Origin of the sequence: Rhodoferax sp. GW822-FHT02A01, from assembly GCF_038784515.1 — a bacterium.
GTDB lineage: Bacteria > Pseudomonadota > Gammaproteobacteria > Burkholderiales > Burkholderiaceae_C > Allorhodoferax.
Genome location: NZ_CP152376.1, coordinates 2,290,968 through 2,303,887 on the forward strand (window position 1 = coordinate 2,290,968; position 12,920 = coordinate 2,303,887).

The 12,920-nt window shown below is 61.4% G+C and carries 12 protein-coding genes; 7 read left to right on the forward strand and 5 right to left on the reverse strand.

Annotated elements, in window-relative coordinates; all coding sequences use genetic code 11:
- Positions 1–744, reverse strand: coding sequence for a rhodoquinone biosynthesis methyltransferase RquA (rquA, locus tag AAGF34_RS10715; RefSeq protein ID WP_342620588.1), 744 nt, complete (start codon positions 742–744; stop codon positions 1–3).
- An 80-nt stretch (positions 745–824) separates the two neighbouring features.
- Positions 825–2,849, reverse strand: a complete 2,025-nt coding sequence (locus tag AAGF34_RS10720) for a cytochrome C (RefSeq protein ID WP_342620589.1) — start codon at positions 2,847–2,849, stop codon at positions 825–827.
- A 221-nt stretch (positions 2,850–3,070) separates the two neighbouring features.
- Between AAGF34_RS10720 and AAGF34_RS10725 the strand changes: the two genes are divergently transcribed.
- Positions 3,071–3,778 (forward strand): glutathione S-transferase N-terminal domain-containing protein, encoded by a 708-nt coding sequence (locus AAGF34_RS10725; RefSeq protein WP_342620590.1) that lies wholly within the window; start codon positions 3,071–3,073, stop codon positions 3,776–3,778.
- On the forward strand, positions 3,775–4,668 hold the full coding sequence (locus AAGF34_RS10730) for a DMT family transporter (protein WP_342620591.1): 894 nt from the start codon (positions 3,775–3,777) through the stop codon (positions 4,666–4,668). The genes AAGF34_RS10725 and AAGF34_RS10730 overlap by 4 nt, the downstream gene beginning before the upstream one ends.
- 4 nt (positions 4,669–4,672) lie before the next feature.
- On the opposite strand, the gene AAGF34_RS10735 is transcribed toward AAGF34_RS10730, so the two are convergent.
- From AAGF34_RS10735 to AAGF34_RS10745, 3 genes are read right to left on the reverse strand one after another with little or no spacing between them, the layout of a single operon-like run.
- A complete protein-coding gene (locus AAGF34_RS10735) occupies positions 4,673–6,229 on the reverse strand; it encodes a gamma-glutamyltransferase family protein (protein WP_342620592.1) in 1,557 nt (518 codons plus the stop codon).
- Between the two features lie 32 nt (positions 6,230–6,261).
- Positions 6,262–7,161, reverse strand: coding sequence for a polysaccharide deacetylase family protein (locus tag AAGF34_RS10740; protein ID WP_342620593.1), 900 nt, complete (start codon positions 7,159–7,161; stop codon positions 6,262–6,264).
- 7 nt (positions 7,162–7,168) lie between these two features.
- Positions 7,169–7,582 carry a nuclear transport factor 2 family protein gene (locus tag AAGF34_RS10745; RefSeq protein WP_342620594.1) on the reverse strand — a complete coding sequence of 138 codons (414 nt, stop codon included), beginning with the start codon at positions 7,580–7,582 and terminating at the stop codon, positions 7,169–7,171.
- A gap of 243 nt (positions 7,583–7,825) precedes the next feature.
- Between AAGF34_RS10745 and AAGF34_RS10750 the strand changes: the two genes are divergently transcribed.
- From AAGF34_RS10750 to AAGF34_RS10770, 5 genes are all read left to right on the forward strand, one after another.
- On the forward strand, positions 7,826–8,863 hold the full coding sequence (locus AAGF34_RS10750) for an ABC transporter ATP-binding protein (protein ID WP_342620595.1): 1,038 nt from the start codon (positions 7,826–7,828) through the stop codon (positions 8,861–8,863).
- Positions 8,864–8,928: 65 nt separating this feature from the next.
- Positions 8,929–10,209, forward strand: a complete 1,281-nt coding sequence (locus AAGF34_RS10755; RefSeq protein ID WP_342620596.1) for a PotD/PotF family extracellular solute-binding protein — start codon at positions 8,929–8,931, stop codon at positions 10,207–10,209.
- A gap of 192 nt (positions 10,210–10,401) precedes the next feature.
- Positions 10,402–11,313 carry an ABC transporter permease gene (locus AAGF34_RS10760; protein ID WP_342620597.1) on the forward strand — a complete coding sequence of 304 codons (912 nt, stop codon included), beginning with the start codon at positions 10,402–10,404 and terminating at the stop codon, positions 11,311–11,313.
- A 2-nt stretch (positions 11,314–11,315) separates the two neighbouring features.
- Entirely contained in the window at positions 11,316–12,203 is an 888-nt protein-coding gene (locus AAGF34_RS10765) for an ABC transporter permease (RefSeq protein WP_342620598.1), read from the forward strand.
- Entirely contained in the window at positions 12,200–12,919 is a 720-nt protein-coding gene (locus tag AAGF34_RS10770; RefSeq protein WP_342620599.1) for a GntR family transcriptional regulator, read from the forward strand. Before AAGF34_RS10765 ends, AAGF34_RS10770 begins: the two co-directional genes overlap by 4 nt.
- The last annotated feature ends 1 nt before the right edge of the window (position 12,920 follow it).

Genomic DNA, 12,920 nt, shown 5'->3' on the forward strand with positions numbered 1-12,920 from the left:
TCAGGCCTTCTTGGTCATCACGACCTTCTGGTACAGGCCTGCGAAGTAGGTCTGTTTTTCGATCTTTTCCACTGGCGCACCTTCGGGTAGCCAGCTGGCGATCTCGTGGTTCCAGACATCCATGGCAAAGGGCTCCAGTATGGTGAGCACCGGCACCATGAGGTAACGGAACGGGCTGAAGGCGCGGGGCTTGTGGTAGTCCACAAACACCAGCCTGCCGCCCGGCTTGGTGACCCGCAGGGCCTCGGCAATGGTCTTGCGGCGCACTTCGGCAGGCTGCTCGTGCAGCAGAAAGAACACCACCGTGGAGTCGTGGCTGCCGTCGGCAAACTGCAGCGCGGTGGAGTCCTGCAGATGGGCATTCACCCGCTGCGTGTTCTTGAGCTTGGCGTGCAGGTTCTTGATCTGTATGGGCGCCACATCAATCACGTCCACGCTGCCCTGCGGACCCAGACGCCGCACCAGATGTTCGGTGAAATCGCCATACACGCAGGCCACCTGCAGTACGCGGCCATTGATGACTTCGCCCATTTCCTGCAAGGCGGCGTCGCGCAGGCGCGCAAAGTTGCCCCACAGAATCAGGTTGACCAGCCACTGGCGTTCAAAGATGTGCACCGCACGCGGATGCAGGTAAGCCCACCAGTACGTGTTTTCCAGATAGGCTGGAATCGTGGCTGGAGGTAGCGCGTGTTTGGCGGACAGGGAAGTGGTTTCCACGGTATTGGCGGCGGGAGGTGGGCTCACTACATGTCTTTCAGGATGGGCCCGGTGCAGCAGAGCGGCACCGGGCAGTGGGAAGAGGTCAACAGTATCGCCACAAGCTCTTACAAACTGGTGAAGAAACCGATGCCAACCAGCGTCAACAGGGTCAGGCCGAACGCGATCAGTGTGAAGCCCAGGATCCTGGATGCCTTCATCTTGGCCGGTGACGGAGCATCGACCAGGCGGCTTTCCAGCTCGCCGCTATCGACCAAGCGCTGGTACTCCAGCGGATGCTCGTGCTTGAACTCTTCGAGCGAGAAGGTGCCGGTGAACATCACCACCTCCAGCGGGAACTTGTCGGGCCGGAAGTGGTTGTTGAAGAAGTGCACGGTGAACAGGAACACCACCGCCAGGAAGGCCTCTTCGCCGTGGAAGATGGCCGCCACATTGAACACCCAGCCCGGCAGGAAGGCACCAAACACATTGGGCAGCCACATCACCAGGCCACTGACGCCGATGATGGTGACACCCCAGAACGGAGCCCAGTAGTCGAACTTCTCCCAATAGGTCCAGCGGTCAAACTTCGGACGCGGACCCTTGCCGAAGAACCACTTGAACATGCCCAGCATGTCGGCAGCGTCCTTCAGATTGGGCACCAGCGAGTTCGGGCCGAAGATCTTGAAGTTCTTCCAGTCGCGTGCCACGCGCATGCCCATGTAGAACAGGTGCCAGAAGAACACGCCAGCAAAGATCACCGCATTGACCCGGTGGATCTTGCCCGCAATGTGCGGGCCGCCCAGTGCGTTCATCAGGTGCGATGCCCAGGGTGCATCCGGATAGAACAGCGGCATACCGGTCAGCGTGAGGATCATCAGGCTCAGTGCGAAGGTGATGTGGCCCAGGCGCCAGATCGGGCTGAAGCGCTGGATATGCTTGCCGGCCATATTGGCTGGAAGTACGTCGGCCTTGATGTGTGGCTGGCTCTGGCGCTGTTTGCGTTCCATGTATTCGCGGAAGAACCACAGCAGGGTGTGCAGCCAGAAGAAGCCGAAGGTACCCACCAGCAACTGCACCATGATCTGGAAGGCAATCCAGATTTGCGGGTACTTGTTGAAGTCGTGGTGGTTGCCGTGTGGCTGGAAGGAGGCAAAACCGTCCGGCGCCAGCGGGATTTCCTTCTTACCGCTGTGGCAGGTCTTGCAGGTCTTCATGCGGTTGTCCGGATGGACCTTGGAGGCCGGGTCATCCACCCGCAGGATGTCGTGGCTGCCATGGCAGTTGTAGCACTTGGCGGTATAGGCATAGCCTAGCGTGCTGATCTGGCCGTGGTAGGTGGCCTTGTACGACGCAAAGTTGGCCTCGTGGCAGCTTCCGCACTGCGAGGAGATGGACAGCTTGAAAGCGTTACCCGAGGTGCTGTTGACGGAATGCGCGCTGTGGCAGTCGCTGCAGACGGCGGCCTTGGGGTTGTGCTTTTCCAGCGATTCTTTGCCATGCACCGAGTCGGTATAGGCTTCCAGCTGGTCGGTGTGGCAGTTTTCGCCGCAGGTCTTGGAAATGCTCAGGCGCCAGGCGGCGCGCTCCGGCGAATCCTTGGGCAGACTGGCCGAAGGCACATTGAAGCTATGGGTGTCGTGGCAGTTGTCGCACGTGGCGTTGGGCTTGGTCTCGTCGTCTTCATTGGGCTTGGCGTGGAAGGACTTCTTGTACAGCTCAATGTTCTGAACTACCGTGCCCAGACGTGGGCGCTCGGCGGCCTTGCCATCCTTTTGCACCTGTTCCCAGAGCGCCTGGTGGCAGCCCGCACAGTCCACTTTCTTCAGCGGCTCGGTGGTGTTCTTCTGGTGGGCATTGCCTGTGCCCGCGTTGTCCTTGATGTCGGTGTGGCAGGCCACGCACTGCATCTTGCCGTGCACACCCTTGGCCAGCGCGTCTGCGGCGACTGCATGCAACACCCGTTCCTTGCCCTTGCCATCGCTGGCTTTGAGTTTGCCTTTGCCACCATCGTGGCAGCTCAGACAAGTGGCGTTGTCCAACCCGGTTGCGGCGGCGCTCGCCGCGCTTTGGGCCCAGGCCCCGACTGACAGAAACAGTGCCAGAAGGCACATCAAGAAGTGACGCAGTGACAGAGCAGGGTTGGTTTGCATGGTGTATTTCAGATTATTTTGGATGCTACTTCCCGAGGGCCATTATGTGGGGCGAGCGAAGAAGGCCACAACCATTACCAGCGGAGGACTTGATTTACCTCAATCTACTGTTGTGAACAGTCCCAATAGCGTCCGGTGGGCGGGTACGGTTATCCGCCAGCCGCACCCTTGATATGCCCGGCCCATGCCAGAATCTGCCCACATTCCCGCACTTACTGACCATGAACACGCTTTCAGACTTCCCCATCACCCGCAAATGGCCTGCCCAGTATCCGCAGCGCCTGCAGCTGTACTCGCTGCCCACCCCGAACGGAGTCAAGGTTTCCATCATGCTGGAGGAAACCGGCCTGCCGTATGAGCCACATCTGGTGAGCTTCCAGACCAATGATCAGACTTCGCCGGAGTTCCTTTCGCTCAATCCCAACAACAAGATTCCCGCCATCATCGATCCCGACGGCCCGGGGGGCAGACCTCTGGCACTGTTCGAGTCCGGCGCCATTCTGTGGTACCTGGCCGAAAAGACCGGCCAACTGATTCCGGCGGATGCAGCCGGGCGCTACGAAACCCTGCAGTGGCTGATGTTCCAGATGGGCGGCATTGGCCCCATGTTTGGCCAGGTGGGCTTCTTCCACAAGTTTGCCGGCAAGGACTTTGAAGACAAACGTCCGCGCGACCGCTACGTGGCCGAAAGCAGCCGCCTGCTGGGTGTGCTCAACCAGCGCCTGGAAGGGCGCGCGTGGGTCATGGGTGAGAGCTACACCATCGCCGACATTGCCATCTTCCCCTGGGTGCGCAACCTGATCGGTTTCTATGGTGCAGGTGATCTGGTAGGCATAGAGAAGTTCCCGCAAGTGATTCGTGTGCTGGAACAGTTCGTGGCGCGCCCGGCGGTGGAGCGCGGCCTGCAGATTCCGAAAGCAGCGGCTTGAACCGTTCAGCGGCGAAGCACAGGCTGTTGCTGGGCGGCGTGCTGCTGGTAACGGCTCTGGTGTGCTTTGTCATTCTGGACACCACCACCAAGTGGGTGACGCAATCGGTGCCGCCCTTGATGGCGCTGTGGGTGCTGTTCGGGATCCAGGCGGCGGTATCCATTGCCTTTGTTTCCTGGCGTCGCGGGTTCGCGAGCATGCGCACGGTTCATCTGAAGTGGCATGTGGTGCGCGGCATGTTGCTGCTGGCCGTCCAGGGGCTGGCGTTTTTCAGCCTGCGCTACCTGCCGGTGGGTGAATTCACGGCGATGGCCATGACCACGCCCTTGTTTGTCACGTTGCTGGCAAGCCGGATTTTGGGTGAGCATGTGTCGCTGTATCGGCTGTTGCTGGTGGGCGGCGGCCTGGCCGGCACCCTGGTCATCGTGCGACCCGGCAGCGGTGCGTTTGGCTGGGCTGTCCTGTTGCCCATGGGGCTGGTGGTCTTCAATACGGCCTACCAGTTGTTGACCAGCCGCATGGCCCGCACTGAAGATGCGGTGAGCACCCAGGCCTATACCTGTTCGACCGCGTTGCTGTGTCTGACTGTGGTTCTTCCCTGGATCTGGGCGCCCGTGCCGGACCTGCAGGCAGGGCTGGGTTTGCTGGTGATGGGGCTGGCTGCATCGGCAGGCAATCTGCTGTTCATCCTGGCGTTTGAGCGAGCCCCGGCGGCCACGCTCACCCCCTATATGTATCTGCAGATCGGCTTAGGCATTCTGGGCGGCTGGCTGGTGTTCAGCCACGTGCCGGATGCGCAGTCGGTCATGGGTATGGGATTGATTGCCGCATGCGGCGTGGCGGGTGCCGTTCTGACGCTGCACGAAAAGCACAGGCTCGCCGCGACCTGAGTCTTCACGGCAATCCGACCGCCAAGCCATCGCTGCGTGGATCGTGGGCGCCGGTCATTTGGCCGCTGACTGCGTCGATGGCAATGGCGCCCGGGTGTCCCATGAGCGGATTGCGCGCATCGATCAGGCTGATGGCGTGCCCACGCGTGCGCAACTGCGCGACCACGCTTGCAGGGATGTCGCTTTCCAGCTTGAGCGTGTCCTGGCTGTCGGAGAACGTTTTGCCCAGCAGGAAGCGCGGCTGGCGCAGCGCGGTCATGGGGTCCATGCCGTAGTCAATCAAGCGTGTGAGCACTGCCGCCAGGGTTTGCGGTTGTCCGTCGGCGCCCTGGGTGCCGTAGAGCAGTTGCACCTTGCCGTTCTTGCGGTACATGCCGGGGTTGAGCGTGTGAAACGGGCGCTTGGCCGGCGCGAGCGCATTGGGGTGTGTTGGGTCCAGCGAAAACGAGGCGCCCCGGTTGTGCCAGATCAGCCCGGTGTCGCCCACCACCATGCCGCTGCCCCAATCAAAGTAGATGGTGGCCAGCATGGAGACACTGTTGCCAGCCATGTCGGTTGCGCCCACATACACCGTGTCCCCGGTTTGAAACGTCTGCGGCCAGGGCAAGGCCGCACCCATGCGGATGGCGCGTGCGCGCGCATCCAGGTGGGCCGTGGACAACAGCCCACCGACAGGGACCATGGCGAATTCCGGATCGGCCACCCAGCGGTTGCGGTCCATGAACGCCTGCTTCACCGCCTCCACCAGCAGGTGGTAGTAGTCGGCACTGCCTTCGGCAATGCCCTGCAGGTCGAAGCGCTCCAGGATGCCCATGATTTCCAGCGTGGTCATGCCTTGCGTGGGGGGCTGGTGCGCCAGCAGTTCGCCGCCGCGGTAGGGCAGGGACAGCGGTTGCTCCAGCCGGGCCCGCGTCAGCGCCAGATCGTGCTGGGTGAGCGGTGAGCCTGCAGCTTGCAGTGCGCTGCCCATGCGCTCGGCCAGCTTGCCCTCATAGAACTCCCTGGGGCCGCGCTCGGCCAGTGTTTCCAGGGTGCGGGCCAGATCGGGTTGGCGTCGCACAAAGCCCGCGGGGGGAATCTGACCTTGGTGCAGAAAATGGCGATAGATGTCGGGCAGCGCCCGGGCATCGGGCAAACGGAAATTCAACCAGAAGCGCTCGGAGTCGCTCACCTCGTAGCCGTCTCGCGCCAGCGCGATGGCCGGGGCCAGCAAATCGCCCCAGCTCCGGGTGCCGCCCAGGTCGTCGCGGCTGATGGCATGTGCCTGCGCCAGCGTGTCCACGGTTGCAGCGCTGGTCAGTGCGGAGCGCGGGCCCCGCAACGGGATGGAGCTTTCATACGCCGGCACCACGGCGGCAGACTGGCCAATGCCCGAAAGCGTTTGCACACGCCCCTGTGCATCGCTGATGAGCATGAAGGCGTCACCCGCCAGTCCGCAGAAGTGCGGGTAGGTCACGCACAGGCTGGCCGTGGTGGCAATCGCCGCTTCCACCGCATTGCCACCACGTTCCAGTATCTGTGCCCCGACTTGACTGGCCAGTGCATGCGGACTGGTCACCATGCCCCGGGAGGAATGTGTCGATGCAGTACCCCTCATGGGTTGAGCGCCAGCATGTGGTCGCAGATGGCGCCCGGTGTCGTGAACCAGATGTCTCCAGCGTCACGCGCGCGGGCAATGTGCTGCAGGGCACGCCGCAAGTGCCGCAGGCGATACGGCTGGCCGACGATGTAAGGATGCAGCGCAATCCCCATGACCAGCGGCTGTTGGAGGCTCTGCAGCAGCATTTCGTCAAAGTTGTCGATCACCATGTCGGCAAAGGCACAGGCATCCATGTGCCGGCCCATGATCATGGGGATGTCGTTGAGTTCCTGCGGGTAGGGGATGGACCACAGCGTCTGGCCGCTGCGTGTGTGCATGCGCGTGGGTTGGTCGTCATGACACCAGTTCAGGCTGTAGCTGTAGCCGGTTTCCGCCAACAGGTCCGGCGTGCTGCGGCTCTCCGATATCCAGGGAGACAGCCAGCCAGCAGGCACCGCACCCTGCCATTGCGCAATGCGTGTGCGGCAGCCGTCCAGCAACTGGCGTTCCTGGTCCTCCGTGAGGTCCGACTGGCGGAACGCGTTGCTATGTCCATGCCCTATCAGTTCGTCGCCCCGCGCCAGCACCGCCTGCAGCAATTCAGGGCAATGGTCCATCAGCGCGGTATTGACGAGGGCACCGGTGGGCAGACTCAGTTGGTCAAACAGCTCCAGGCAGCGCCAGGCTCCCACCCGGTTGCCATATTCACGCCAGCTGTAGTTGAGCACGTCCGGCTGCGGTGAGGCTGGGCCTATGCCGGCACCCAGTCCCTCACCGAAGGCAAAGTGCTCCAGATTGAACCCTATATAGACAGCCAGCCGCTTTCCCTGGGGCCAGTGGTAGTCGGGGCGCCGGGCAATGCCGCTGTAGGCAAAGCGCCCGTGGCCGGGAATGGCGGCAAATGGAGTCACCATGGGAGCCTTACAGCGTGGCCAGGCCCGCGCGCACGAGCAGCCACTCTGCGCTGTCGTTCCACACCTGCATCTGCACGATCTTGCCGTGGCTTACCACGTAGCGGTCCACATAACGGTTGCCTTCAAAGGGCGTGCCGTCCAGCCACTCGCCGTACAGGGTCCCGATGTTGTAGACGATGGCCTCTACATCGGTGGCGCCAACCACCAAGTCAGTCTGTATGAAGCGCTTCTTTACCCACTTGTAGCGGCTGGCATTGAAGGCGCTGGTTTCTGCGGGCTCGCGCATTGCGCGTCCACCGGTAAAGAGTATCTGCAAATCGGGAGAAGTGAAGGCGCGGGCGGACTCCGGGTCGGGAATCATGACGATGCGCAAAAACTCTTCCACGATTTCCTTGGGGCCCATTGCGGTTGCGGTGTTCATAGCTTTCTTGGTCGTGCCGGGCACGGTTGGTGTGCAGCGCGTGCACGGATGTGTTTGCACCGCTATTAAGCAGTTTCTGTTCCATGTGCATGCCGTGAGGATGGGTGGTGCGCATGCACCGAATTGAAAGGTGCACGCGCCCCAACGAATCGCGTCGCGCACAAATGAAGTGCAATTTGCGTACATTCGATTGAAAAATTGTGTACAAAAGCATGGCACAGTGTTTGCGTAGTGCTGGGCCATATGAATGCAGTCGCCACTCCCCCCAGTGCCATCGAAGTCGTCGGGCTGACCAAGCGCTACGGCGCGGGAAAGCCTGCCGTGGACAACATCAACCTGCGTATTGCCAATGGCAGCTACTGCTGTTTGCTGGGCCCCTCGGGCTGCGGCAAGAGCACGACCTTGCGCATGATTGCCGGCCACGAGTCGGTCAGCAGTGGCGACGTGCTGCTGGAGAACCGCAACATCACCGACCTACCCGCTGCCGAGCGCGGCACGGCCATGATGTTCCAGAGCTTTGCGCTGTTCCCGCACCTGAGCGCGCTGGACAACGTGGCCTTCAGCCTCAAGATGAAAGGCGTGGCCAAGGCCGAGCGACTGGCCAAGGCGCAGGATCTGCTGGAGCGCGTGGCCATGGGGCATCTGGCCGCACGCAAGCCGGGCGAACTCTCTGGCGGGCAACAGCAGCGCGTAGCGCTGGCACGCGCACTCATCACCCAACCCAAGGCCTTGCTGCTGGACGAGCCGCTCTCTGCGCTCGACCCCTTTCTGCGCATACAGATGCGCGCCGAACTGCGTCGCTGGCAAAAGGAGCTGGGCCTGACCTTCATCCATGTGACCCATTCGCAGGAAGAAGCCATGGCCCTCGCCGACACCATGGTGGTGATGAACCACGGCATCATCGAGCAAAGCGGCTCGCCCCACACCATCTACAACAAGCCGGTCAATGAATTCGTGGCGCGCTTCATGGGCGGCCACAACGTGATTGAAACACCCGCCGGCAAGATCGGCGTGCGCACCGACCAGACGCGTGTGGGTCTTGTCGGCTCCAGTGAGATTGAAGGCCTGCCCAGCATCCCCGCGCTGGTGACAGACGTGGAATACCAGGGCACCTATGTGCTGCTGGGGCTGCAGAATCCAAGCGCCGCGCAGGCCGTGGTGAACACGGCCGAGTATTCGGTCATGCTGTCCGAAGCGCAGTTCGCTGCCAGGCCATTTGCCGTAGGCGACGCGGTGCAACTGGCCTGGACGCCCGAGTCCGCGCATTCCCTGCAGGCCTGATTCCAGGTTCAACGATTTCCCCAACCTTCGCAAGAAGATTCATCACCCCCAAAGGAGTTACTTCCATGTCAGACGCAAAGAAAGATTCAACATTGGGCGCACTCTCCGTGCAGCGCCGCTCAGTTCTCAAAGGCACCGCAGGCATTCTGGCTGCTGGCATGTTCCCCGCCATCCATGCGCAGGAAAAAATCGTGCTGCGTTATCTGGGCACTGCAGTGAACCAAGACAAGGAAATCGCCGACAAGTTCAAGGCCGACACCGGCATTGAAATCCAGTACGTGGCCGTGACCACCGACGACGTCACCAAGCGCGCCGTGACCGCTCCCAACAGCTTCGACCTGATCGACACAGAATACTTCTCGCTCAAGAACATCGTGCCTACCGGCAACCTCAAGGGCATTGATACCAAGCGCATCAAGAACGCCGACAAGATCACCACGCTCTTCACCAAGGGTGAAGTGGCCGGCAAGAAGGTGGGCGACCAGGGTACCGCTCCCAAGAAGACCATCTTCCTGGAAGGCGAAAAGTCCAAGAAGTTCTCTGCGACTCCCACGCAGTTCATGAGCTTGATCCCCACCGTGTACAACGCCGACACGCTAGGCATCCGCCCCGACCTGATCAAGCGCCCCATCAGCTCCTGGGCTGAACTGCTGAACCCCGAATTCAAGGGTAAGGCCGCCATTCTGAACATCCCCTCCATCGGCATCATGGACGCTGCCATGGTGGTCGAAGCCATGGGTCTGTACAAGTACCCCGACAAGGGCAACATGACCAAGAAGGAAATTGATCTGACCATCAAGACCCTGATCGAAGCCAAGAAGGCCGGCCAGTTCCGCAGCCTGTGGAAGGACTTCAACGAATCCGTCAACCTGATGGCCTCCGGTGAAGTGGTGATCCAGTCCATGTGGAGCCCCGCCGTGACGGCCGTGCGCACCAAGGGCATCGCCTGCACCTTCCAGCCGCTCAAGGAAGGCTATCGTGCCTGGGCTTCCGGCTTCGGTCTGCCCGCCACCCTGTCCGGCAAGAAGCTGGATGGTGCCTACGAATTCATCAACTGGTTCCTGGACGGCTGGGCTGGTGCCTACCTGAATCGCCAGGGCTACTACAGCGCCGTGCTGGACACTGCCAAGGCCAAGATGGAAGCTTACGAGTGGGCCTACTGGATGGAAGGCAAGCCCGCCACGCAAGACATCAAGAGCCCGCACGGCGACCTGCTGGCCAAGAAGGGCGAAGTGCGCGACGGCGGCAGCTATGAAGCCCGCATGGGTGGCATCGCTTGCTGGAATGCGGTGATGGACGAGAACGCGTACATGGTTCAGAAGTGGAATGAGTTTGTAGCGGCGTAAGCCGCACCCCCGTCCAGGCTCACTGCGTGTAGCCTGTTCCCCCCTTAAAAGGGGGCAACACCTGCGGCCCGGCGAAGCCGGTTCCGCGGTGTTCCTGGATGGGGTGGCACTGCGTGCACCCTGGGCGTTGCTTCGCTCGTCGAGTGTGTGCGCAGACGTATGGTTTTCTTGCTTGCATAACTGGCTACTTCAATGAGCGCACCTACACCTTCATTACCGGCTTCTGGCGCTGCGCCGGGGCGAACGATTGCGGCCTGGTGGCAGGCTTTGCCGTTGACTGCGGTGTTTGTGCTGTTCTTTCTGATTCCGTTGGCGCTGGTGCTGATGGTGAGTTTCTGGGACTACAACCAGTACGAGATGCTGCCGGACTTCACGTTCAAGAATTACGTGGCGGTGTTTGAGGGTTGTCTGTCGGGTGACGATATGTGCGTCACTTTCAAGACCTATCTGTCCACCTTCAAGTTTTGCCTGCTGGTGTGGTTTCTCACGCTGGTCATCGGGTTTGCGGTTTCCTATTTCCTGGCTTTTCACGTCAAGTCCAATGGCGTGCAGGTGGTGCTGTTTGTGTTGTGCACCATTCCGTTCTGGACGTCGAACGTGATCCGCATGATTGCCTGGGTGCCGCTGCTGGGGCGCAACGGGCTGGTCAACTCCATGCTGGTCGGGGTGGGGGCGGTGGACCAGCCGGTCGAGTGGCTGCTGTTTTCCAATTTCTCGGTGGTGCTGGCCTTTGTGCACCTGTTCACCACCTTCATGATCGTGCCCATCTTCAACTCCATGATGCGCATTGATCGCAGCCTGCTCGAAGCCGCCGCCGACAGCGGTGCCACGGCCTGGCAGACGCTGTGGAATGTGATCGTGCCGCTGTGCCGCACCGGCATCATCATCGGCTCCATCTTTGTCATCACCATCGTCATGGGCGACTTCGTCACCATCGGTGTGATGGGTGGCCAGCAGATTGCCTCGGTGGGCAAGATCATCCAGGTGCAGACCTCCTATCTGCAGTTCCCGCTGGCTGCGGCCAACGCGGTGATCCTGCTGGCGCTGGTGCTGATGATCATCTGGGCGCTGACCCGCCTGGTCGATATCCGAAAGGAGCTATGAACATGGCAGTCGAAAAACGCGCGTCCGGCTTCTGGCCGCTAGCCCTGTTCTTTGCGGCCTATGTGCTGTTCCTGTACGGCCCCATGCTGGTGATCGTGGTGCTGAGCTTCCAGGGCCCGCAAGGCGGTCTGACATTTCCCATGCAGGGCTTCTCCACCCACTGGTTCCACAAGCTGGCCGAAGGGCTGGGCGTGGTGGACATTGGTGCGGCGCTGTACCGCTCGCTGGGACTGGGCCTGACGGTGATGGCGCTGACCGTGGTGCTGTCGGTGCTGGCGGGGTTGGCATTCCGCAAGAAGCTGTGGGGCGGCAACGTGCTGTTCTTTGTGGTGGTGGCCAGTTTGATCATGCCGTCCATCATTGTGTCGCTGGGCATTGGCCTGGAGTTCCGCCTGCTCGACACGGGCATCAAGAAGGTGCTGGAAGCCTGGGGCATGGAGTCGCTGCTGGAGAGCTACAGCACGGCACTGGGGATTTACACTTCGGCCCTGGGCGCGCACCTGACCTGGACGTTGCCCTTTGGACTGCTCATCATGTTTGCCATCTTCAACCGCTTCAACCCCGCCTACGAGGAAGCCGCACGCGATCTGGGTGCCACACCCTGGCAAGGTTTTCGCCATGTGGTGCTGCCGCTGATCGCACCGTCCGTAGTGGGCATTGGCATGTTCGGCTTCACCTTGAGCTGGGACGAGATTGCCCGCACCTCGCAGGCCATTGGCGACGTCAATACGCTGCCACTGGAGCTGCAGGGCCTCACCACCACCGTGACCACACCGTCCATCTACGCGCTGGGCACCGTGACCATGGTGGTGTCCTTTGTGGTGATGGGTCTCACCGTGGGCTTGGGCAAGCTGTTGAGCAAACGGCAGAAGTCAAGGCGTGCGGCATGAGTGAACCGGTAGTTCTCACCGAGAACGAAATCTACGAACGCATGGTGGAAACCATTCTGGACCACCGTCTGCCACCCGGCACCAAGCTGGTGGAGGACCGCCTGGCCACGGCGTTTGGGGTGTCGCGAACCCGCATCCGTCCGGTGCTGGTGCGTCTGGCCAACGAGCAGATCGTCACCCTCACACCCAACCGTGGTGCCATGGTGGCCCAGCCCACCGAAGCGGAAGCGCGCGAAGTGTTTGAAGTGCGCCGCATGATCGAGCCCACCCTGATTGCCTGCTTTATCCAGCGCGCCAGCAAGAGTGATATCGCCGTGCTGACGCAGTGCATAGCGCAGGAGGAAGAGGCGCGTCGCCAGGGCGACATGCGCAGGGCCATACGCCTCTCGGGCGACTTTCACCTGCACATTGCCAACGCGTCGCAGCACCAGACACTGGGCCGCATCCTGCGCGAGCTGGTATCGCGTACCTCCCTGATTCTGATGACCTATGGCACACCCAAAATGCAGCCCCATCTGGATGCCAACACCTGTGCCTGCCAGGAGCACCGTGCCCTGCTGGACGCCATCCGCCTGCGCGACGCCAAGGAGGCTGCGCGACTGATGCATGAACATCTGGCCCAGCTGGAAGCGCAGCTGCAATTCAACGTGCCCGAATCTGATACGCCCGATCTGCTGGCACTGTTTGGCTCAGACCCGTCCATGGCGCCGGTATGAG